Raw genomic sequence first — 20,912 nt, 5'->3', positions numbered from 1 at the left:
TCGGGCGCGAGCACGTGCGTGCTCGTCCGTCACAGCGACCTTAAGGAACACAACTGATGGAGCTCGGTCTCGTCGGCCTCGGCAAGATGGGCGGCAACATGCGCGAGCGGATCCGCCGCGCGGGCCACACCGTCGTCGGATACGACCGCAACCCGGACGTCGCGGATGTCCACAGCCTGGAAGAGCTTGTGGGCAAGCTCTCCGGCCCGCGCGTGGTCTGGGTGATGGTGCCGGCCGGCGAGGCCACCCAGTCGACCATCGACCGGCTCGCCGAGCTGCTGGAGCCCGGTGACGTGGTCGTGGACGGCGGCAACTCCCGCTGGACCGACGACGAGAGGCACGCCCGGGAGCTGGCCGCCAAGGGCATAGGCTTCGTCGACTGCGGTGTCTCCGGCGGTGTGTGGGGCCTGGAGAACGGCTACGCCCTGATGTACGGCGGTGACGCCGAGAACGTCGCCAAGGTGCAGCCGGTCTTCGACGCGCTCAAGCCGGAGGGAGACTTCGGCTCGGTGCACGCGGGCAAGGTCGGCGCCGGGCACTTCGCGAAGATGGTCCACAACGGCATCGAGTACGCGATGATGCAGGCGTACGCCGAGGGCTGGGAGCTGCTGGAGAAGGTCGACTCCGTGGACAACGTCCGCGAGGTCTTCCGCTCCTGGCAGGAGGGCACGGTCATCCGCTCCTGGCTGCTCGACCTCGCGGTCAACGCCCTCGACGAGGACGAGCACCTGGACGGCCTGCGGGGTTATGCACAGGACTCCGGTGAGGGACGCTGGACTGTGGAGGCCGCGATCGACAACGCGGTGCCGCTGCCGGCGATCACCGCGTCGCTGTTCGCGCGGTTCGCCTCCCGTCAGGAGGACTCGCCGCAGATGAAGATGATCGCGGCGCTGCGGAACCAGTTCGGCGGCCACGCGGTCGAGAAGAAGTAACGCGCAGCACGAGCAAGCGCACCACGCACTACCCGAAGGTTGGGGAGGTCGGCGAACGACCATGCACGTCACGCATCTGTCGCTGGCCGACTTCCGCTCCTACCCCCGGGCCGAGGTCCCGCTGGAGGCCGGCGTCACCGCGTTCGTCGGACCCAACGGGCAGGGCAAGACCAACCTGGTGGAGGCGGTCGGCTATCTCGCCACCCTCGGCAGCCACCGCGTCTCCTCCGACGCCCCGCTGGTGCGCATGGGCGCCGAGCGGGCGGTGATCCGGGCCCAGGTCCGCCAGGGCGAGCGGCAGCAGCTGGTCGAGCTGGAGCTGAACCCCGGCAAGGCCAACCGGGCCCGTATCAACCGGTCCTCGCAGGTCAGGCCCAGGGACGTGCTGGGGATCGTACGGACCGTGCTGTTCGCGCCGGAGGACCTCGCGCTGGTCAAGGGCGATCCCGGGGAGCGGCGGCGGTTCCTGGACGAGCTGATCACCGCGCGCTCCCCGCGCATGGCGGGCGTGCGCTCCGACTACGAGCGCGTGCTCAAGCAGCGCAACACCCTGCTGAAGACGGCGGCGCTGGCCAGGCGGCACGGCGGGCGCTCCATGGACCTGTCCACGCTCGACGTGTGGGACCAGCACCTGGCGCGGGCGGGCGCCGAGCTGCTCGCCCAGCGCCTCGACCTGATCGGCGCGCTGCGGCCGCTGGCGGACAAGGCGTACGAGCAGCTGGCCCCGGGCGGCGGGCCGATCGGGCTGGAGTACAAGCCGTCCGCGCCCGGCGAGGCGCACACCCGTGAGGATCTGTACGCACAGCTGATGGCGGCGCTCGCGGACACCCGCAAGCAGGAGATCGAGCGGGGCGTCACCCTCGTCGGACCGCACCGCGACGACCTGCTGCTGAAGCTCGGCCAGCTGCCCGCCAAGGGCTACGCCTCGCACGGCGAGTCCTGGTCCTACGCCCTCGCCCTGCGCCTGGCCTCCTACGACCTGCTGCGCGCCGAGGGCAACGAGCCGGTGCTGATCCTCGACGACGTCTTCGCCGAGCTGGACGCCCGCCGCCGTGAGCGCCTCGCCGAGCTGGTAGCGCCCGGTGAGCAGGTGCTGGTGACGGCCGCCGTCGACGATGACGTACCGCATGTGCTCAGCGGGGCGCGGTACGCGGTGGCGGACGGGGAGGTGAGGCGCGTATGACCGGACAGCAGCCGGAGAACGAGGGACCCGAGCGGGCCCCCGAGCCGTCCGGTGTCGATCTCGCGCGCGTGGCGCTGCGGGCGGCGAAGGAGGCCGCACGCGCGCGTGGCGACGCGGCGCAGCAGAAGAAGCAGGCACGCCGGGGCGGCGGTCTGCGCTCCGGCGCGCGCGCCGACGGACGCGATCCGATGGCGCTGGGCGCCGCGATCAACCGGCTGATCACCGAGCGGGGCTGGGAGACGCCGGCCGCGGTGGGCGGCGTGATGGGCCGCTGGCCGGAGATCGTCGGCGAGGACGTGGCCAAGCACTGTGTGCCGGAGAGGTACGACGAGGACGAGCGGGTGCTGGTGGTGCGCTGCGACTCCACGGCCTGGGCGACGAACCTGCGGCTGCTGGCGCCGACGCTGGTCGCGCGGCTCAACGAGGACCTGGGCCATGGCTCGGTCCGCATGATCAAGGTGCTGGGCCCGGGCGGCCCGGTGCGCCGCTACGGCCCGCTGCGCGCCCCGGGCAGCGCGGGGCCGGGCGACACCTACGGCTGAGGGCGACACACCGCTGAGGGCGGACACCCACGTCCGAGGGCGCCACCTACGGCCGAGCGGCGCCGTGGACCCCGCGGGGCGTCCCGAGTGAGGGACGTCACACTGGTGTGCCCATCTCTACGCGCGTGCGTGCCGCACCGGAGGGGCGCCGCCCGCCCCCGCGTACGGAACGCACGCGCGCGTGCACGGCAAGACACACAAAATCACCCCATAAGGGTGCGAAATGCCACCTGACTCCCGAGTAGCAAAGGGTTGACAGCCCGAGGCGCTGAGTGCCGCTGTGAGCCTCTCGGAGCCCCCATCCGCATATCGGGAGTCGGTAGAGGTCGGTTCAGGGCGCCACATCGGGACTCAGGTACCGGCAAACCCCCATCGATGTCAGTGCTACCGGTAGACTGGAAGACAATCCCGCCCCAAACGTGGGGACCGTCCGGGAAACGCTGAGCAACGCTGATCAAGGCTTACCAACGCACCATGCCGCAGCCGCTCCGGCAACCGTCCCCCACCGGGGGCACTCCCAGGAGCCTGGCTTGTGCTGTGCCAGAAAGGGCGCTTCGTGGCCGATTCCGGCAACCCCAACGAGAACATCCCGTCCACCGACGCCGGCGCGGACATCGCGGCGAGCACCTCGTCGAGCGGTGAGGTCACGGCCTCGTACGACGCCAGCGCCATCACCGTCCTCGAAGGTCTGGACGCGGTCCGCAAGCGACCCGGCATGTACATCGGCTCCACCGGCGAGCGCGGACTGCACCACCTCGTCTACGAGGTGGTCGACAACTCCGTGGACGAGGCGCTGGCCGGCCACGCGGACACGATCGACGTCACGATCCTCGCCGACGGCGGGGTGCGCGTCGTCGACAACGGCCGCGGCATCCCCGTCGGCATCGTGCCCTCCGAGGGCAAGCCGGCCGTCGAGGTCGTGCTGACGGTCCTGCACGCGGGCGGCAAGTTCGGCGGCGGCGGCTACGCGGTCTCCGGTGGTCTGCACGGCGTGGGCGTGTCCGTGGTGAACGCCCTGTCCAGCAAGGTGTCCGTCGAGGTCAAGACCGACGGTCACCGCTGGACGCAGGACTACAAGATGGGTGTTCCGACGGCGCCGCTGGCCCAGCACGAGGCGACGCAGGAGACCGGCACCTCGGTCACCTTCTGGGCCGACCCGGACATCTTCGAGACCACGGAGTACTCCTTCGAGACGCTGTCGCGGCGTTTCCAGGAGATGGCGTTCCTCAACAAGGGCCTGACCATCCGGCTCACGGACGAGCGCGAGTCGGCGAAGGCCACCGCCGGGGCGGACGAGGCGGGCGCCGACGAGAAGGACGAGGCGAAGACCGTCACGTACCACTACGAGGGCGGCATCGTCGACTTCGTGAAGTACCTCAACTCCCGCAAGGGCGAGGTGATCCACCCCACGGTCATCGACCTTGAGGCCGAGGACAAGGACAAGAGCCTGTCCCTTGAGGTCGCGATGCAGTGGAACAGCGGCTACAGCGAGGGCGTGTACTCCTTCGCCAACATCATCCACACCCACGAGGGCGGCACCCACGAAGAGGGCTTCCGCGCCGCGCTGACGTCCCTGATCAACAAGTACGCGCGCGACAAGAAGCTGCTCCGGGAGAAGGACGACAACCTCACCGGTGACGACATCCGCGAGGGTCTGACCGCGATCATCTCGGTCAAGCTGAGCGAGCCGCAGTTCGAGGGCCAGACCAAGACCAAGCTGGGCAACACGGAGGCCAAGACCTTCGTGCAGAAGGCGGTCTACGAGCACCTCACCGACTGGCTGGACCGCAACCCGAACGAGGCCGCGGACATCGTCCGCAAGGGCATCCAGGCGGCCACCGCGCGCGTGGCGGCCCGCAAGGCGCGCGACCTGACGCGCCGTAAGGGCCTGCTGGAGACGGCGTCCCTGCCGGGCAAGCTCTCCGACTGCCAGTCGAACGACCCCACCAAGTGCGAGATCTTCATCGTCGAGGGTGACTCCGCCGGCGGCTCGGCCAAGTCCGGCCGCAACCCGGAGTACCAGGCGATCCTCCCGATCCGCGGCAAGATCCTCAACGTCGAGAAGGCACGGATCGACAAGATCCTGCAGAACCAGGAGATCCAGGCGCTGATCTCCGCCTTCGGCACCGGCGTGCACGAGGACTTCGACATCGACAAGCTCCGCTACCACAAGATCATCCTGATGGCGGACGCCGACGTCGACGGCCAGCACATCAACACCCTGCTGCTGACCTTCCTGTTCCGCTTCATGCGGCCGCTGGTCGAGGCCGGGCACGTGTTCCTGTCCCGTCCCCCGCTGTACAAGATCAAGTGGGGCAAGGACGACGTCGAGTACGCCTACTCCGACCGCGAGCGCGACGCGCTGCTGGAGATGGGCCGCCAGCGCGGCAAGCGGGTGCGCGAGGACTCCATCCAGCGCTTCAAGGGCCTCGGCGAGATGAACGCCGAGGAGCTGCGGGTGACCACGATGGACCAGGAGCACCGGGTCCTCGGCCAGGTCACCCTGGACGACGCCGCCCAGGCCGACGAGCTGTTCTCGGTCCTGATGGGCGAGGACGTCGAGGCGCGCAGGCAGTTCATCCAGCGCAACGCCAAGGACGTCCGCTTCCTCGACATCTGAGTCGGTCTCAGCTGACCGCACAGGGAAGGATCTTCACCAGCAATGACCGACGAGAACACTCCCGTGACGCCCGAGGGTGACGGCCTGGCGCTGCGCGTCGAGCCGGTCGGGCTCGAAACGGAGATGCAGCGCTCCTACCTCGACTACGCGATGTCCGTCATCGTCTCGCGTGCGCTGCCCGACGTCCGGGACGGCCTCAAGCCCGTCCACCGCCGGGTGCTGTACGCGATGTACGACGGCGGCTACCGCCCCGAGCGCGGCTTCTACAAGTGCGCCCGCGTCGTCGGCGACGTCATGGGCAACTACCACCCGCACGGCGACTCCTCGATCTACGACGCCCTGGTCCGCCTGGCCCAGCCGTGGTCGATGCGGATGCCGCTGGTCGACTCCAACGGCAACTTCGGCTCCCCGGGCAACGACCCGGCGGCGGCGATGCGCTACACCGAGTGCAAGATGGCGCCGCTGTCGATGGAGATGGTCCGCGACATCGACGAGGAGACCGTCGACTTCACGGACAACTACGACGGCCGCTCCCAGGAGCCGACCGTCCTGCCCTCCCGCTTCCCGAACCTGCTGATCAACGGCTCGGCCGGCATCGCGGTCGGCATGGCGACCAACATCCCGCCGCACAACCTGCGCGAGGTCGCGGCCGGCGCCCAGTGGTACCTGGAGAACCCCGAGGCCTCGCACGAGGAGCTGCTGGACGCGCTCATCGAGCGCATCAAGGGCCCCGACTTCCCGACCGGCGCGCTCGTCGTGGGCCGCAAGGGCATCGAGGAGGCCTACCGCACCGGCCGCGGCTCGATCACCATGCGCGCGGTGGTCGAGGTCGAGGAAATCCAGAACCGCCAGTGCCTGGTGGTCACCGAGCTGCCCTACCAGGTCAACCCGGACAACCTCGCGCAGAAGATCGCCGACCTGGTGAAGGACGGCAAGATCGGCGGCATCGCGGACGTCCGCGACGAGACCTCGTCGCGCACCGGCCAGCGCCTGGTCATCGTGCTCAAGCGGGACGCGGTCGCCAAGGTCGTGCTGAACAACCTGTACAAGCACACCGACCTGCAGACCAACTTCGGCGCCAACATGCTGGCGCTGGTCGACGGCGTCCCGCGCACCCTCTCCCTGGACGCGTTCATCCGCCACTGGGTGACGCACCAGATCGAGGTCATCGTCCGCCGTACGCGCTTCCGGCTGCGCAAGGCGGAGGAGCGCGCGCACATCCTGCGCGGTCTGCTGAAGGCCCTGGACGCGATCGACGAGGTCATCGCGCTGATCCGGCGCAGTGAGACCGTCGACGTCGCCCGCCACGGCCTGATGGACCTGCTGGAGATCGACGAGATCCAGGCCAACGCCATCCTGGAGATGCAGCTGCGGCGCCTGGCGGCCCTGGAGCGGCAGAAGATCGTCCAGGAGCACGACGAGCTCCAGGCGAAGATCACCGAGTACAACGAGATCCTCGCCTCGCCGGTCCGTCAGCGCGGCATCGTCAGCGAGGAGCTGGCCGCGATCGTCGAGAAGTACGGCGACGACCGCAAGACGAAGCTGATCCCCTACGAGGGCGACATGTCCATCGAGGACCTGATCGCCGAGGAGGACATCGTCGTCACGGTCACCCGCGGCGGCTACATCAAGCGGACCAAGACCGACGACTACCGGGCGCAGAAGCGCGGCGGCAAGGGCGTGCGCGGCACGAAGCTGAAGGAAGACGACATCGTCGACCACTTCTTCGTCTCCACCACGCACCACTGGCTGCTGTTCTTCACCAACAAGGGCCGCGTCTACCGCATCAAGGCCTACGAGCTGCCCGAGGCCGGCCGGGACGCGCGCGGCCAGCACGTGGCGAACCTGCTGGCCTTCCAGCCGGACGAGGCGATCGCCGAGATCCTCGCCATCCGCGACTACGAGGCGGCCCCGTACCTGGTGCTGGCCACCAAGTCCGGCCTGGTGAAGAAGACGCCGCTGAAGGACTACGACTCCCCGCGCTCGGGCGGTGTCATCGCCATCAACCTGCGGGAGCGCGAGGAGGGCGGCGACGACGAGCTGATCGGCGCGGAGCTGGTCTCGGCCGACGACGACCTGCTGCTGATCAGCAAGAAGGCACAGTCGATCAGGTTCACCGCCTCGGACGACACCCTGCGTCCGATGGGCCGTGCGACCTCGGGCGTCAAGGGCATGAGTTTCCGCGAGGGCGACGAACTGCTCTCGATGAATGTGGTGCGACCCGGTACGTTCGTGTTCACTGCCACTGACGGTGGGTACGCGAAGCGGACCCGCGTCGACGAGTACCGCGTCCAGGGCCGCGGCGGCCTCGGCATCAAGGCCGCCAAGATCGTGGAGGACCGTGGTTCGCTGGTCGGCGCGCTGGTGGTCGAGGACACCGACGAGATCCTCGCCATCACACTCTCGGGCGGTGTGATTCGTACGCGAGTCAACGAGGTCAGGGAGACGGGCCGTGACACCATGGGCGTCCAACTGATCAACCTGGGCAAGCGCGATGCCGTGGTCGGCATCGCCCGTAACGCCGAGGCGGGGCGCGAGGCGGAGGAAGTCGACGGCGACGTGGCCGTGGACGAGACCGCCGAGGACGCCGTGACCACCGGTACGGACGAGGGCGAGGCGCCCTCGGCCGAGTAGCACGAGGAGTGAGTCAGCGTGAGCGGAGCCACGGGCGCCGGACCGACCGGTACCAGTACGGGAACGGACGGCGGCGGCCGTGGCTCCGCCGCGCATGCCTCACCTGCGAACGACCCGCAGACCACCAACCTGCAGGCGATCAGGACGCCCGGCAAGGGCACACCCTCTTCCGACACCCAGGGATCCCAGGGGGGAACCGTGACGGACGTCCGAGGCCAGCAGGGATCGCCGCTGCCCGACGAGCGGCAGGCACAGCAGCCCGGCGGGCCCTACCACCCGCCGCAGGCCTACGACACGGGCGCCGTGCGCCGGCCGCGCACGGGGGTCCGTACGACGCCCCGGGTGCGCAAGGCGCGGCTGCGGGTGGCCAAGGCCGACCCGTGGTCGGTGATGAAGGTCAGCTTCCTGCTCTCCATCGCGCTGGGCATCTGCACGATCGTGGCGGCCGCGGTGCTGTGGATGGTGATGGACGCGATGGGCGTCTTCTCCACGGTCGGCGGCACGATCTCGGAGGCGACCGGCTCCAACGAGTCCAACGGCTTCGACCTGCAGGCCTTCCTGTCGCTCCCCCATGTGCTGATGTTCGCGACGATCATCGCGGTCATCGACGTCGTCCTGGCGACGGCGCTGGCGACCCTCGGCGCGTTCATCTACAACCTCTCCGCGGGCTTCGTCGGCGGCATCGAGCTGACGCTCGCCGAGGACGAGTGAGCCCCTCCACGAGCACCGATTTTGGGACTGCGCCCCTCGTGCGCTAATCTTCAGGAGTCAGCGCGCGGGACACACACCGCAAAAGCGCGGCGGGGCTATAGCTCAGTTGGTTAGAGCGCATCCCTGATAAGGATGAGGCCACAGGTTCAAATCCTGTTAGCCCCACAGACACGAAGACCCCCGGCCCGCAGGGCCGGGGGTCTTTTGGTCATGTGTTCGCTGAGCGCCTACGCCTGATGACTCCTCGTATCGTTCGTCTCAGGTGACAGGAGTCGACGACGGCCTCATCCCGAGTGGACGATCGGCGAATGCCTTCTCCGAGTCGACCTCGTAGCAGACGTTGATGCTTGAGTCCCCGAGAGTTTCGTCGACGAAGCGCTGAACATCTTCGACGGACTTCGTCTCCCAGAGGCACGTCACGGCGGATCCGTCCACGTGCGGGTAGAACTGCAGCACGCGGGTGCCATCAGGCGCTCCGATGCCCTCGATAAGGGCCTGGCCGCGGGGAAACGCGGTCTCCTGGTCCAAGATCTTGTGCTGGGCCACGACGTACATGGGGCCCTCCTGGTTCGGTGGTCGCGCGCGTATTCATCAAATCCATTGTGGACAAGGACTTACATTCCGGGCAAAGAAACCCAGGCATGCCCAAGGCAGGCGCCGAACACTGACGTCTTCGGCCGGGGTGTGCACACGGCGAGGCCCGGCGGCTCTTGCGAGCGGCCGGGCCGTTGTTGCGCGTGCGGTTGTACGCGAATCGCCGTCACGTCAAAGGTGCTGGTGGGGCACGGCGGGGGCGCCGTGCGGGCGCTGTCAGCGCTGCAGGGGGATCATGGGGCGCTGCTGGGCGGGGATCGCGGCCCGTTCGGGGGCGGCGGCGCTGTCGCAGGAGGACTGTTCGGCCGCCGCTTCGTCGTCGATCGGGCGGTGGCGGCAGCTGGGGGACTTGCCGTGGGCCTCGGCGCGGATGCGCTGCTTCATCGTGGGCGGAAGGGACCGGGCGTGGAGCCAGGACCAGGGCGACAGTGGCGGTGCCGCCGCCTCGGGGGCGGTGGTCGCGTCGTCGCTGCTGCTGTTGCGTGCCGCGTCGCTCTGCGGTACCGCCGCGGCGGCGGTCGTGGTGACGAGTCCGAGCGCCGTGAACAGCGCGAGGAAGGCGGTCACGATGACCGTCCACAGCTGCTTGACCTGGTTCGTAGCCATGATCCCCTCACTTTCGGGTTGGGCGATTTGCGTACTTTCCTCATGATGTGTATGGGGACCGCGAAGTGGTGGACCGACGCCCGTGGCGCGTCGATGTTCCGATGAACACCACTCGGATGGGCGTACCAGCCCAGGAGGCTCGGTCAGGGCCTCGGCCGGCCCGCTCGCAGGGGTCAGAGCCGCTTCCATCGCGCCGCTTCGCATGGCCAGTTGGAGCCCCGACGCAGGTCACCGATCGGTATCGGCCGGTGTGTATAGTCGGGCGCCAGAGGTCCCTTACGTCAACGAAAGACGAGGTCGCGCGGTGAAGAAGCTGCTCCTGGTCGCACTGGCCGCCATCGGCGGGCTCCTCGTGTACCGCCAGATCCAGGCGGATCGCGCTGAGCAGGACCTGTGGACGGAGGCGACCGACTCCGTGCCCACCGGCTCCTGAGTGCCAGAACACCGAGTTCCGGAATTCCAGCAGACCCCGGCCGCCCGAGCGGTCGGGGTTTTGTGCTGTTCGGGAGCGGGTCGGGGGCGGGCCGGGCGGGAATTGATCGGTACCAGGGGTGCCGAAGGGAGTGCCGGGGCAGGATGGGCACCGTCCGGTTGCGGAGCGGCGAGGGGGCGCGTATGGGAGGACGTACGGGGGCTGCGCTGCTGATCCTGGGCACGGTGCTGGCGGCGGCCTCACCCGCTCGGGCGTCGACCGGCACCCCGGAATCCGGCTCCTACGCCTTCGACCCCGGCGCCCGGACCGTCGCCGCCGCACCGGGCACCGGCGGCGCCGCGGGACTCGCGGCCGGGCACAGCTACCGCTCCACGCTGACGGGGAAGGGACCGGTCTACTACCGGCTCGATCTGGACGGCACGTCGAACGCGTACGTCTCCGCCACCGCCGTCCCGCCGGCGGACGCCGAGGTCTCCGCCGCCGACGGCCTGAAAGTGGCCGTCCAGGACGCCGACGGGCACTCCTGCTCCTACGACACCGAACTGTTCGGCGCGTCCCGCAGCCCGCATCCCGTGACGGCCTGGGGCGCGCGGGAGATCGCCGCGTCCGGCCGGACGGCGTGCCGCAGCGCCGGGTCGTACTACGTCGTGGTGGAGCGCGCCGGACGGGCCGCCGGCACGGAGTCCTCGCCGCAGCCGTGGCAGCTGGAACTGACCGCGGCCACGGAGCCGCCGCTCGCGCGGCCCGGTCCCACCCGCGCCCCCGAAGCCTGGGACTCCGCGTCCGCCACACCGCCGCCGGGCACCCCCGCGAGCCGCCCGGCCGGCGCCGGTTTCGCCACCGCGCCGCTCGTCGGCGAGGGCGCCTGGCAGACCGCCGTACGGCCCGGGCAGACCCTCTACTACAAGGTGCCCGTGGACTGGGGGCAGCGGCCGGCCGCCACCGTGGAGCTGGGCGGCACCGCCGAGCGTGGCGGCTACACCGCCGGCGCGCTGGAGCTGGCCCTGTTCAACCCGGTGCGCGCACACGTCACCGACGTCGGCGTCGGCTACGACGGCACGCAGAAGTCGGCGGCCCTGCCGCCCGTGCCGCCGGTCGCCTACCGCAACCGGTACGCCGCGCGGGACGCGGTCTCCGGGATGCGGTTCGCCGGGTCGTACTACCTGGTGGTGCACCTGGCCGCGCGCGTGGCCGACCGGCTCGGCCCGGGAGCGCTGCCGCTGACGCTGCGGGTACGGGTGGACGGCGAGCCGCAGGCCGGGCCGGGTTATGCCGGACGGCCCTCACCCCGGGACGTCTTCGGCGCGGCAGGCGGGGCCGGGGGCGCCGGCGCGTCCGGCGACACCCTGCTGAAGGCTCTCGCCGTGGGCGGCATCGGCACCGGGACCGTGCTGCTGGCGGTCCTCGGCGGCTGGACGGCACTGGCACGGCGCCGGGCCGCTCAGATGCGGACCAGCGCCCAGAACCCGACGGCGTAACAGACCAGGGCGAGCAGCAGCAACGACACGGCGACCCGGGCGGGCGGTCCGGGGCGGCGGCGCGCAGCGGTCCCCGGCGGAGGCGGAGCCTGCGGCACATGCGTGGTGTACGACGCGGTGACGGCGTCGGCTCGATACGCGGGCAGGACGTGGGTGGGGGTGTCGACGGTCGGCTCCTGCGCCATGGCCCCGGCCGGCGTCAGCGGTACGGCGGTCGGCCGCCAGGAGCCGGATGGGTCCGGGGGTGGGGGGACGGCGGCCGGCTGCCGAGAGCCGGACTGGTCTGCGTGTGGGGGGACGGCGGTCGGTTGCCAGGAGCCGGACTGGTCTGCGTGTGGGGGGATGGAGGTCGGCTGCCAGGAGCCGGACCGGTCAGCGGGCAGCGGGGCAGCGGTCGGTTTCCGGGGTAACGCCTGCTCCGGCTGCCAGGGCTGAGGCGGCGTCACCGGCGTCACCGGCGTCGCTTCGCCGTGCCCGGTGACCGCGAGCGGCCCCCGCGGGCCGAACCCCGGCGGCAGCGGCCCGACTTGGTCGAAGATCTCGATCAGCTCGTCGTCGGGACCCGGCTCCGGCAGGAGCTCACGGGCCGCCGCCAGCGCCTTGCGCGCCCCCGTCGCCGTACGGAAACGGGCCTGCGGGTCGGGCTGCAGCAGCGCGGCCACGACCTGCCACAGCGGCTCCGGCACCCCTTTGGGCGCACCCGGGGTGCCGTGGTCGGCGAAGTACTGGACGAGCGCCTTGGCGTCCGGCTTGGCACCCTCCAGCAGGTACAGCGCGACCAGGCCGACGGCGAACAGGTCGGCCGGGAAGTCCGGCTCGGCGCCCAGCAGCTGTTCGGGCGCGAGGTAACCCGGCGTCCCCACCACCAGGTTGGTCTCCGTCAGACGCGGCTCGCCCAGCCGCATCGCGATGCCGAAGTCCGACAGCCGCAGCCGGGGCCGGCCCGTGCCGGTGGCCTCCAGCAGGATGTTGGCGGGCTTGATGTCACGGTGGACGACGCCCTCGGCGTGCACCGCGGCCAGGCCGGACAGCAACTGGTCGAGCAGCGTGCACACGAACGCCGGGGGCAGCGGACCGTAGTCGCCGACGAGGTGGACCAGCGAGCCGCCGGTGACCAGGTCCATCGTGAACAGGACCTGGTCGTCGTCGGCGGCCCAGCTGGTCGGCGCGAGGACATGCGGATGGTCGATCCGCAGCGCCTGCTCCCGGACGAACCTCAGCAACGCGTGCGCGTCGCGCTGCTGGAGGACCTTGGCGGCCGCGTACCGGCGGCGGCGGTGGTCCCACACCCGCCAGACGGCGCCGACGCCGCCGCGTCCGATCGGATCGACCAGTTCGTACCGTCCGGCGAAGACCTCACCCATCGCTGCGCGCCGCTCCTCCCCCTCGGGTCATCCCCCTTGCATCCCCCGCGGCCGTCCGCCGAACCCCCCTTCGGCGAGCGGGCCGTGGAGGTCAGTTCTGGTGGGACTGGTAGTGCGCGACCGCGTCGGAGGTGCGGCCGGCGCCGTAGACCCGCAGGAACTCGGCGAGTTCCGGGTGGGTGGGAGACAGGCTGTCCGCGGCCTCGATGATGTCCCCGGCGGCGGCCACGGAGCGCAGCAGCGACTGGATCTCGCGGACCACCCGCTTGACCGTCGGCGCACCCGAAGTGCTCGTCGTCTGTGTGGTGTTGTTGAGCACCGAGCCCCCCTGCGACTTCTTGATCTCCTCCATGCGCTCGGTGGCCTCGGCGGCGCTGACGCTGCCGTCCGCCGCCTGCGCCGCCAGCTCCTGCAGCAGCTGCACCCGCTGGACGACCGCCGGGTTGCCGATCTTCGCCCGCTGGCCGCTCATCAGCTGGGACAGCATCGGCGCGGACAGTCCCAGCACCCCCGCGAGCCGGGCCTGGTTCAGACCCAGGTCGTCTATGAGCCTACGGAAGAGCGCCCCCAACGGCTCCCCGTACCAGTTCCGCTGCAGTTCCCGCGCTCTTGCGGTGGCTTCCTGCTGTGCGGCGTCCATTGCGTCTCCCCATCGCTTCCCCAAAACGGCGGTTCGCTGCCGCGAACCACGCCGAGCATCTTACGGAGCGTGGTCGACTACGGGGACCCCCAATCTTTTTGCGAGATCCCCGGGGAGACCCGGTACTCTGGTCTGCGGCGCCCACCGGAACGTGGATGTTCCGGCCGGACGCTTCCCGCACGGGGCCTTAGCTCAGTTGGTAGAGCGCCGTCTTTGCATGGCGGATGTCAGGGGTTCGACTCCCCTAGGCTCCACGCTCAAAACCCCTCCCACCTGCATGAACGCGGGCGGGAGGGGTTTTTCGCATAAGTGGCGGCGGCAGCGCTGCGGGGCGGACGACGCGATGTCGTCCACCCCGCGGAACGCCGGGCTGGGCCGGGCCTCAGCCCTCCTCGTCGCGGCGGGCAGCCTCCTCCTCGGCCTCCTTGGCCCGGACCTCCGGGTCGAGCGCGGCCTCACCGCTGCCGTCGACCGAGGTCAGCCGGCCCGACTCGGGCACCTCGGTGGCGGCGGGCGGCTCGACCAGCCAGTCCGGGTTGGCCTGCTTGTCCCACCACTTCCACGCCGCGAACGCCCCGCCGGCCACGGCGCCGACCACGGCCAGCACCTTGGCGATCCGGCCGGCCGTCGCCCGCCGCTGCTGCCTGCGCACCAGCTTCTGGATGTCCCTGGGCGAGACCTGGCCGCGCAGTGCGGCCAGCGCGGCGGCGCTGCGGGCCGCGGCCTCGTCGCGGACGGGCCCGGCCGCGGCCACCGCCTGTTCGATCATGGGCCGGGAGTAGTCGGCGGCCTGCCGGGCGGCCTTGCGGGTGCGCATGGCGGCTTCGTGGGCCGCCTGGTCCATCCTGGGCGGCACATGCGCCATGGCCTGCACACGGGCCTGCTCGATACGGGGCGCCACATGGACGCCGTACTGGGCGCGGGCCTGCTCTGCGGCCAGCGTCACCCTGGGCGCGAGCCGTACGCGTGCCTCGTGCGCGTAGTGCGCGGCCCTCTCCTTGGCCGTGTCGGCGTAGGGCGCCACCACTTCCGCGGCGTGCAGCACGCTGTCCTTCGCCGAACCGGTCGCGGCGCGCACGCTGTCGATGCGGGTCACGGGTTCCTCCTCCTCGGTGGCGTACGGTATTTCGACTTTCCACCCTTTTGCGGATCATGCCTGCCCGCGGGCGCCCCGGCATGCGGGGACGCGCATCCGGGTGCCGGAGAACTCGATCGCGGGCCGATAGCGGACGAACAGGGGTCAAATGGAGCTTGTCGTCGACAATGCCACGGATCGGCCCGACGCGCTCCCGTCCCGGACAACTCGGGGGCGTTCGGGCAGGCGGAGGCCTTCCGTCCGGTTCACCGCCGAGCGCTGGGCGACGCCGGACCTGGACCGTGCGAGGATCGGGGAGTCACAGGAAGACAACGGAAGGCACATCGTGGCTGAGCAGCTCTACGCCACCCTCAAGACGAACCAGGGCGACATCGAGGTCCGGCTCTTCCCGGACCAGGCGCCCGCCACGGTCAAGAACTTCGTCGAGCTCGCCCAGGGCCAGCGTGAGTGGATCGACCCGGAGACCGGCCAGAAGACCACGGCCAAGCTCTACGACGGCACGATCTTCCACCGGGTGATCAGCGGCTTCATGATCCAGGGCGGTGACCCGCTGGGCAACGGCACCGGCGGCCCCGGCTACCAGTTCAAGGACGAGTTCCACCCCGACCTGCGCTTCGACAAGCCCTACCTGCTGGCCATGGCCAACGCCGGCCCGGGCACCAACGGTTCGCAGTTCTTCATCACGGTCGCCCCGACGGCCTGGCTGACCCGCAAGCACACCATCTTCGGCGAGGTCGTGGACCAGGCCAGCCAGAAGGTGGTCGACGCGATCGCCGGCACCCAGACCAACCCGCGCACCGACCGTCCGCTGAACGACGTGGTCATCGAGTCGGTCGTGGTCGAGACCCGTCAGGCCTGAGCCCGAGGGCCCGCAGGGACCGGACCGAGGACGCGCCGAACGTCCGGGACCGGACCGAAGGACGCGCCGAAACGTCCGGAACCGGACCGGAGGACGCGCCGAACGTCCGAGTGCTCCCGAAGGGAACCAATCGCCCTGCCCGTCCGTAAGGATGAGCAGGGCGGTTCCTTTCGTACCCGGGTGGTACGGACGTGTACGCGACGACCGAGGGGATCTCATGGACCAGGCGCCGAGCAGCCCGCAGGACGCCCACGGCAGCCTGCCCGGCTGCTACCGCCATCCCGACCGGGAGACGGGCATCCGCTGCGTCCGCTGCGACCGGCCGATCTGCCCGGAGTGCATGGTCAACGCCTCGGTCGGCTTCCAGTGCCCCGACTGCGTCCGCGGTACGTCCCCGGGGGCCGGCCGTGCGACGGCCGTGTCGGCCCGTCCGCGCACCCTGGCCGGCGGCACGGTCAGCGCGGACCCCCGCCTGGTCACCAAGATCCTGATCGGCCTCTGCCTCGCCGTCTTCCTGGTGCAGATCTCCGTGGGCGACGCCTTCGAGGACCGCTTCTTCCTGCTCGGCCGCGCCTACGTCCCCTCCCTCGGCTCCCTGGAGGGCGTCGCCGAGGGGCAGTGGTACCGGATGCTGACGGCGATGTTCCTGCACGGCAGCTATGTCCACATCCTGTTCAACATGCTCAGCCTGTGGTGGATCGGCGGCCCCCTGGAAGCCGCCCTCGGCCGGGCCCGCTACCTCACGCTCTACTTCGTCTCCGGACTGGCCGGCAGCGCGCTCACCTATCTGCTCGCCGACCCCCGCCAGCCCTCCCTCGGTGCCTCCGGAGCGATCTTCGGCCTGTTCGGCGCCACGGCCGTGCTGCTGCGCCGCCTCAACTACGACATGCGGCCGGTGCTCGCCCTGCTGGCGATCAACCTGGTGATCACCTTCTACTCGGGTTTCCACATCGCCTGGCAGGCCCACATCGGCGGCCTCGTCGCCGGGGTCGTCGTCGGGTACGCCATGCTGCACGCCCCGCGGGAGCGCAGGGCGCTGGTGCAGTACGGCACCTGTGCGCTGGTGCTCGCCGCCATCGTCGTGATGACCCTGTTGAGAACCTCGCAGCTCACCTGAGCACACGGTTGTCCACAGCGGGTGCCCGATCTTGTGCACAGCGTGCCAGAACAGCTGTGCCCCCTGTCACCGACCCGTGTTTGTGCAGGTCAGGCAGGGGGCGAACAGGTGTGCGGCCGGTGGTGTGTCAGTCGTACCGGTGTCAAGCCGCGAGGGGTTATCCACAGATCGTCGTTTCTTTTCCCCAGGCAGGGTGTGGATAAATGCACGGCCTGTGGATAACTCAGCGGATACCCCTGGGCAGAGCTGGGTTCACCGGCCCGGGGCCGCTACTTCCACTGCGTGGAGACGCCGAATCCGGCGGCGATGAATCCGAAGCCGACCACGATGTTCCAGTTGTCCAGGCTGTCGATCGGCAGCGAACCGTCGGTCACGTAGAAGACGACGATCCAGGCCAGGCCGATCAGGAACATCGCCAGCATGACCGGCGCGACCCAGCCCCGGTTGCCCAGCTTGATGGTCGCTGCCTGCTTCGCCGGAGGCGGCGTGAAGTCGGCCTTCTTGCGGATACGTGACTTCGGCACGAGGGTCTCTCCTGTCGATGCGCTGCGTGGCCGCGCAGGTAACGGGGTCGGGCTCGGGGCAGCGTAACTGGGGACACTGAGTGCTCCCCCGGGCGTCCGTTAGCGTAGTGCTTCCGCGGCGCCGAAGGAGATAAGGGTACGTTGAGCAATTCTGCCGACTCCCCCGGGACGGAATCCAGCCCTGCGCGCGGGCCCCGCTTCCGGCCCGTGCGGGTGCTCACGATCGCCGTCTTCGCCCTCGCCGGCCTGATTTTCTTCACCAGTTTCAATACGGCCAAGGGCACCAATATCCGTACGGACACCTCCTTGCTGAAGCTGTCGGACCTGATCCAGGAGCGCAGCCACAAGAACAAGGAGCTGGACGACTCCAACGCGGCGCTGCGCGGTGACGTGGAGGCGCTGGCCGAGCGGGACGACGGCAGCACCAAGGCGCAGGACGACAAGCTCGCCGGGCTGGAGAAGAGCGCCGGCACCCAGAAGGTCACCGGCGAGGCGGTCACGGTCACGCTGAACGACGCCCCGCCCAACGCCACGGCGAAGCTGCCCGGCTACCCCGAGCCCCAGCCGGACTACCTGGTGATCCACCAGCAGGACCTGCAGGCGGTGGTGAACGCCCTGTGGCAGGGCGGCGCCAAGGGCATCAAGGTGATGGACCAGCGGCTGATCTCCACCAGCGCCGTGCGCTGCGTGGGCAACACGCTGATCCTCCAGGGCCGCGTCTACTCACCGCCGTACAAGATCACCGCGGTCGGGGACCCGGAGAAGCTGCAGAAGGCGCTCGCCGAGTCGCCGGCGATCCAGAACTACATGGTGTACGTGAACGTCTACGGGCTCGGCTGGAAAGTCACCGAGGACGGGACGGTGACTCTTCCCGGCTACTCGGGCACAGTGGATCTGCACTACGCGAAGCCTGTGGAGTAGGCGACCTCCGGGGAGCTGCCGGTGCGCGTGATCGTCAGAACCGCCAGCGAGCTCTGCATCACCGTCGGCACGGTGATCGTCCTGTTCGTGGTCCATCTGCTGTTCTGGACGGGCGTGCGGGCCGACCACGCCATGGGCCAGCAGGTCGACGCCCTCCACCAGCGGTGGGCGCGGCAGGAGGCCGGGCGGCCGGCCCGGGGGCAGGCACCGCAGGCGCCCACGGCAGAGCCGTACCAAGACGGCGAACCGTTCGCCGTGATGTACATCCCGCGCCTCGGTTTCACGTGGAACAAGCCGGTGCTGCAGGGCACGGCCACCGGCACCCTGAAGAAGGGGCTCGGCCACTACGCCGGCAGCGCACGCCTGGGGCAGACGGGGAACTTCGCTGTCGCCGGGCACCGCCGGACCTACGGCGACCCGTTCAAGGACTTCCCCCGGCTGCGGCGCGGGGACGCCGTGGTGCTGACGGACGGCACCACGTGGTTCACGTATCGGATCGACAAAGGGCCGTACAAAACCGTGCCGACGGACGTCGAGGTGATCGACCCTGTGCCTGCCAAGTCGGGGTACACCGGTCCGGGCCGGTATCTGACGCTGACCACCTGCGATCCCGAGTGGGGTCACAGCCACCGGCTGATCGTCTGGGCGCACCTGGACTCGACCCGGCCCGTGGAGGCAGGGCGGCCGGAGGCGCTGCGCCGCTAGTCTGGTGCCGGTACGGCGTGAGTGACGGTGCCGTGTGAGACGGAAGGGACGGCATGTACGGCTGGATCTGGCGGCATCTGCCGGGCAACGCGTGGGTGAGGGCGCTGATCTCGATCGTGCTCGTCCTGGCCGTGGTCTACATCCTGTTCCAGTACGTCTTCCCGTGGGCCGAACCGCTGCTTCCCTTCAACGATGTGACGGTGGACAACCAGTGAGCGCGCGCATTCTCGTCGTCGACAACTACGACAGCTTCGTCTTCAACCTGGTGCAGTACCTCTACCAGCTGGGCGCCGAGTGCGAGGTGCTGCGCAACGACGAGGTGGCGACCTCGCACGCCCAGGACGGCTTCGACGGCGTGCTGCTGTCGCCCGGCCCGGGCAAGCCCGAGGAGGCCGGCGTCTGCATCGAGATGGTCCGGCACTGCGCCGCGACCGGCGTCCCGGTCTTCGGCGTGTGCCTGGGCATGCAGTCGATGCAGGTGGCGTACGGCGGTGTCGTGGACCGGGCGCCCGAGCTGCTGCACGGCAAGACCTCGCTGGTCGAGCACGAGGGCCGGGGTGTCTTCGCCGGACTGCCTTCCCCGTTCACCGCGACCCGCTACCACTCGCTGGCGGCCGAGCCGCAGACGGTGCCCGCCGAGCTGGAGGTCACGGCCCGCACCCAGGACGGCATCGTCATGGGCCTGCGCCACCGTGAACTGCCCGTCGAGGGTGTGCAGTTCCACCCGGAGTCGGTGCTGACCGAGCACGGGCACCGGATGCTGGCCAACTGGCTGGTCGAGTGCGGCGACAAGGGAGCGGTGGCGAGGTCGACGGGGCTCGCCCCGGTGGTGGGCAGGGCCACGGCGTGACCGCGCTGCGCCCCGAGCGCGAGGACTCGTACGGCGCGGAGCCGTACGGGTCCCACGGCACGTCGCCGTACGGGGCGCAGGACGGGGCGTACCGGGAGGAAGGGGTCGCCCCCCAGGCCGCCCCCCAGACCTACGGACCCTATGCGCCGCTGTCCGACGAGACAGTGGCGCTGCGCGTGGACCCGCCGCCCGGGCCCGACCGGGGTGGCGCCTCCGCCGCCATACCGGCCTCTGAGGCCCCTTCAGCCTCGCGTGCCACCCAAGTCACACCCGGCGGCCGAGCGGCCCGCAGAAAGGCCGCCAAGCGCCGTCGCGGCGGCCGGCACGGCCCCGCCGCCGGCCGACGGGAGGCCGCGCAGGACGAGCAGCCCCCCGCCCCCCGCTCCCGCGTCGAGGCCCGCCGGCTCGCCAAGGCGCGCAAGCCCGGTCCCGGCGTCATCGCGAGCCGGGTGATCGGCGAGCTGTTCATCACGACCGGCGTGCTGATGCTGCTGTTCGTCACCTACCAGCTGTGGTGGACGAACGTGCGCGCCCACGCGCAGGCCGGCCGGGAGGCGAACAGCCTCCAGCAGGACTGGGCGGACGGCAAACGCAGCCCGGGCGTCTTCGAACCGGGCCAGGGCTTCGCCCTCCTGCACATCCCCAAGCTGGACGTGGTCGTGCCGATCGCCGAGGGCGTCAGCAACAAGCGGGTGCTCGACAAGGGCATGGTCGGCCACTACGGGCAGGCTCCGCTGAAGACGGCGATGCCGGGCGACAAGACCGGCAACTTCGGACTGGCCGGCCACCGCAACACCCACGGCGAGCCGTTCCGCTACATCAACCGGCTCCAGCCGGGCGACGAGGTCGTCGTCGAGACGCAGGACACCTACTACGTGTACAAGATGACGTCGACGCTGCCGGTGACCTCGCCCAGCAACACCAGCGTGCTCGACCCCGTCCCGCCGGGCTCCGGTTTCACCGCACCGGGCCGGTACATCACCCTCACGACATGCACGCCGGAGTTCACGAGCAAGTACCGGCTGATCGTCTGGGGCAAGATGGTCGAGGAACGGCCGCGCAGCAAGGGCAAGCCGGATGCGCTCGTCAGTTAGGGCTAGGGA

21 protein-coding genes and 2 tRNA genes are annotated in these 20,912 nt (G+C 70.2%); 17 read left to right on the top strand and 6 right to left on the bottom strand.

Features of this window, described 5'->3' with window-relative positions:
• Nucleotides 1-56: 56 nt before the first annotated feature.
• From gnd to C3489_RS03500, 7 genes are all read left to right on the top strand, one after another.
• Entirely contained in the window at nucleotides 57-932 is an 876-nt protein-coding gene (gnd, locus tag C3489_RS03530) for a phosphogluconate dehydrogenase (NAD(+)-dependent, decarboxylating) (protein WP_103779721.1), read from the top strand.
• Between the two features lie 61 nt (nucleotides 933-993).
• Entirely contained in the window at nucleotides 994-2,115 is a 1,122-nt protein-coding gene (gene recF, locus C3489_RS03525; protein WP_103779719.1) for a DNA replication/repair protein RecF, read from the top strand.
• Complete coding sequence (locus C3489_RS03520) at nucleotides 2,112-2,657, top strand: DUF721 domain-containing protein (RefSeq protein ID WP_103779717.1); 546 nt, start codon at nucleotides 2,112-2,114, stop codon at nucleotides 2,655-2,657. Before recF ends, C3489_RS03520 begins: the two co-directional genes overlap by 4 nt.
• A gap of 532 nt (nucleotides 2,658-3,189) precedes the next feature.
• The gene (gene gyrB / locus C3489_RS03515) at nucleotides 3,190-5,277 is read left to right on the top strand and encodes a DNA topoisomerase (ATP-hydrolyzing) subunit B (protein ID WP_103779715.1); all 2,088 of its coding nucleotides are present in this window, start codon (nucleotides 3,190-3,192) and stop codon (nucleotides 5,275-5,277) included.
• A 42-nt stretch (nucleotides 5,278-5,319) separates the two neighbouring features.
• Entirely contained in the window at nucleotides 5,320-7,911 is a 2,592-nt protein-coding gene (gene gyrA / locus C3489_RS03510) for a DNA gyrase subunit A (RefSeq protein WP_103779713.1), read from the top strand.
• Between the two features lie 18 nt (nucleotides 7,912-7,929).
• A complete protein-coding gene (locus C3489_RS03505) occupies nucleotides 7,930-8,622 on the top strand; it encodes a DUF3566 domain-containing protein (protein WP_103779711.1) in 693 nt (230 codons plus the stop codon).
• Between the two features lie 91 nt (nucleotides 8,623-8,713).
• Nucleotides 8,714-8,787, top strand: a tRNA-Ile gene (locus tag C3489_RS03500).
• 93 nt (nucleotides 8,788-8,880) lie between these two features.
• Here the strand turns inward: C3489_RS03500 and C3489_RS03495 are convergent.
• Both C3489_RS03495 and C3489_RS03490 read right to left on the bottom strand, forming a co-directional pair.
• The gene (locus tag C3489_RS03495; protein ID WP_103779709.1) at nucleotides 8,881-9,177 is read right to left on the bottom strand and encodes a hypothetical protein; all 297 of its coding nucleotides are present in this window, start codon (nucleotides 9,175-9,177) and stop codon (nucleotides 8,881-8,883) included.
• 255 nt (nucleotides 9,178-9,432) lie between these two features.
• Nucleotides 9,433-9,822, bottom strand: a complete 390-nt coding sequence (locus tag C3489_RS03490) for a DUF6344 domain-containing protein (protein WP_103779707.1) — start codon at nucleotides 9,820-9,822, stop codon at nucleotides 9,433-9,435.
• Between the two features lie 304 nt (nucleotides 9,823-10,126).
• Here C3489_RS03490 and C3489_RS38985 point away from each other — a divergent pair, with 304 nt between their 5' ends.
• Nucleotides 10,127-10,255: a DLW-39 family protein gene (locus C3489_RS38985; protein ID WP_003999697.1), complete on the top strand. Its 129-nt coding sequence runs from the start codon at nucleotides 10,127-10,129 to the stop codon at nucleotides 10,253-10,255.
• A gap of 182 nt (nucleotides 10,256-10,437) precedes the next feature.
• Nucleotides 10,438-11,733 (top strand): hypothetical protein, encoded by a 1,296-nt coding sequence (locus C3489_RS03480; protein ID WP_103779703.1) that lies wholly within the window; start codon nucleotides 10,438-10,440, stop codon nucleotides 11,731-11,733.
• Here C3489_RS03480 and C3489_RS03475 read toward each other — a convergent pair.
• A complete protein-coding gene (locus tag C3489_RS03475; RefSeq protein ID WP_103779701.1) occupies nucleotides 11,697-13,097 on the bottom strand; it encodes a serine/threonine-protein kinase in 1,401 nt (466 codons plus the stop codon). The two genes, C3489_RS03480 and C3489_RS03475, sit on opposite strands and share 37 nt — an antisense overlap.
• A 91-nt stretch (nucleotides 13,098-13,188) precedes the next feature.
• Nucleotides 13,189-13,737 carry a DNA-binding protein gene (locus C3489_RS03470; protein ID WP_103779699.1) on the bottom strand — a complete coding sequence of 183 codons (549 nt, stop codon included), beginning with the start codon at nucleotides 13,735-13,737 and terminating at the stop codon, nucleotides 13,189-13,191.
• 181 nt (nucleotides 13,738-13,918) lie between these two features.
• Here C3489_RS03470 and C3489_RS03465 point away from each other — a divergent pair.
• Nucleotides 13,919-13,991: transfer RNA gene (locus tag C3489_RS03465), tRNA-Ala, on the top strand.
• 128 nt (nucleotides 13,992-14,119) lie between these two features.
• Here the strand turns inward: C3489_RS03465 and C3489_RS03460 are convergent.
• Entirely contained in the window at nucleotides 14,120-14,833 is a 714-nt protein-coding gene (locus tag C3489_RS03460) for a DUF5324 family protein (RefSeq protein ID WP_103779697.1), read from the bottom strand.
• Nucleotides 14,834-15,158: 325 nt separating this feature from the next.
• On the opposite strand from C3489_RS03460, the gene C3489_RS03455 reads away from it, so the two are divergent.
• Nucleotides 15,159-15,692 (top strand): peptidylprolyl isomerase, encoded by a 534-nt coding sequence (locus C3489_RS03455; RefSeq protein ID WP_103779695.1) that lies wholly within the window; start codon nucleotides 15,159-15,161, stop codon nucleotides 15,690-15,692.
• A gap of 217 nt (nucleotides 15,693-15,909) precedes the next feature.
• Nucleotides 15,910-16,809, top strand: a complete 900-nt coding sequence (locus tag C3489_RS03450) for a rhomboid family intramembrane serine protease (RefSeq protein ID WP_103779693.1) — start codon at nucleotides 15,910-15,912, stop codon at nucleotides 16,807-16,809.
• Between the two features lie 269 nt (nucleotides 16,810-17,078).
• On the opposite strand, the gene crgA is transcribed toward C3489_RS03450, so the two are convergent.
• Entirely contained in the window at nucleotides 17,079-17,333 is a 255-nt protein-coding gene (crgA, locus tag C3489_RS03445) for a cell division protein CrgA (protein WP_103779691.1), read from the bottom strand.
• Nucleotides 17,334-17,474: 141 nt separating this feature from the next.
• Between crgA and C3489_RS03440 the strand changes: the two genes are divergently transcribed.
• From C3489_RS03440 to C3489_RS03420, 5 genes are read left to right on the top strand one after another with little or no spacing between them, the layout of a single operon-like run.
• The gene (locus tag C3489_RS03440) at nucleotides 17,475-18,254 is read left to right on the top strand and encodes a DUF881 domain-containing protein (protein WP_103779689.1); all 780 of its coding nucleotides are present in this window, start codon (nucleotides 17,475-17,477) and stop codon (nucleotides 18,252-18,254) included.
• Between the two features lie 21 nt (nucleotides 18,255-18,275).
• Nucleotides 18,276-18,959, top strand: coding sequence for a class E sortase (locus C3489_RS03435; protein WP_103779687.1), 684 nt, complete (start codon nucleotides 18,276-18,278; stop codon nucleotides 18,957-18,959).
• 53 nt (nucleotides 18,960-19,012) lie between these two features.
• Nucleotides 19,013-19,174 carry a hypothetical protein gene (locus tag C3489_RS03430; protein WP_103779685.1) on the top strand — a complete coding sequence of 54 codons (162 nt, stop codon included), beginning with the start codon at nucleotides 19,013-19,015 and terminating at the stop codon, nucleotides 19,172-19,174.
• Nucleotides 19,171-19,809, top strand: a complete 639-nt coding sequence (locus C3489_RS03425) for an aminodeoxychorismate/anthranilate synthase component II (RefSeq protein ID WP_103779683.1) — start codon at nucleotides 19,171-19,173, stop codon at nucleotides 19,807-19,809. Before C3489_RS03430 ends, C3489_RS03425 begins: the two co-directional genes overlap by 4 nt.
• Nucleotides 19,806-20,903, top strand: coding sequence for a class E sortase (locus tag C3489_RS03420; protein WP_103779681.1), 1,098 nt, complete (start codon nucleotides 19,806-19,808; stop codon nucleotides 20,901-20,903). The genes C3489_RS03425 and C3489_RS03420 overlap by 4 nt, the downstream gene beginning before the upstream one ends.
• Nucleotides 20,904-20,912: the final 9 nt, after the last annotated feature.

The sequence above is a fragment of the Streptomyces sp. Ru71 genome (assembly GCF_002920535.1).
Classification (GTDB): Bacteria; Actinomycetota; Actinomycetes; order Streptomycetales; family Streptomycetaceae; genus Streptomyces.
Note: the sequence above shows the minus strand (reverse complement) of the source record. Positions and strands in the feature narration are given on the sequence as shown.

What these genes read in the sequence shown, in the direction of transcription:
- C3489_RS03475 (WP_103779701.1), bottom strand. Translation starts at nt 13,097, where the DNA reads ATGGGTGAGGTCTTCGCCGGACGGTACGAACTGGTCGATCCGATCGGA.
- gyrA (WP_103779713.1), top strand. Translation starts at nt 5,320, where the DNA reads ATGACCGACGAGAACACTCCCGTGACGCCCGAGGGTGACGGCCTGGCG.
- C3489_RS03520 (WP_103779717.1), top strand. Translation starts at nt 2,112, where the DNA reads ATGACCGGACAGCAGCCGGAGAACGAGGGACCCGAGCGGGCCCCCGAG.
- C3489_RS03490 (WP_103779707.1), bottom strand. Translation starts at nt 9,822, where the DNA reads ATGGCTACGAACCAGGTCAAGCAGCTGTGGACGGTCATCGTGACCGCC.
- recF (WP_103779719.1), top strand. Translation starts at nt 994, where the DNA reads ATGCACGTCACGCATCTGTCGCTGGCCGACTTCCGCTCCTACCCCCGG.
- C3489_RS03430 (WP_103779685.1), top strand. Translation starts at nt 19,013, where the DNA reads ATGTACGGCTGGATCTGGCGGCATCTGCCGGGCAACGCGTGGGTGAGG.
- gnd (WP_103779721.1), top strand. Translation starts at nt 57, where the DNA reads ATGGAGCTCGGTCTCGTCGGCCTCGGCAAGATGGGCGGCAACATGCGC.
- C3489_RS03495 (WP_103779709.1), bottom strand. Translation starts at nt 9,177, where the DNA reads ATGTACGTCGTGGCCCAGCACAAGATCTTGGACCAGGAGACCGCGTTT.
- C3489_RS03450 (WP_103779693.1), top strand. Translation starts at nt 15,910, where the DNA reads ATGGACCAGGCGCCGAGCAGCCCGCAGGACGCCCACGGCAGCCTGCCC.
- C3489_RS03470 (WP_103779699.1), bottom strand. Translation starts at nt 13,737, where the DNA reads ATGGACGCCGCACAGCAGGAAGCCACCGCAAGAGCGCGGGAACTGCAG.
- C3489_RS03480 (WP_103779703.1), top strand. Translation starts at nt 10,438, where the DNA reads ATGGGAGGACGTACGGGGGCTGCGCTGCTGATCCTGGGCACGGTGCTG.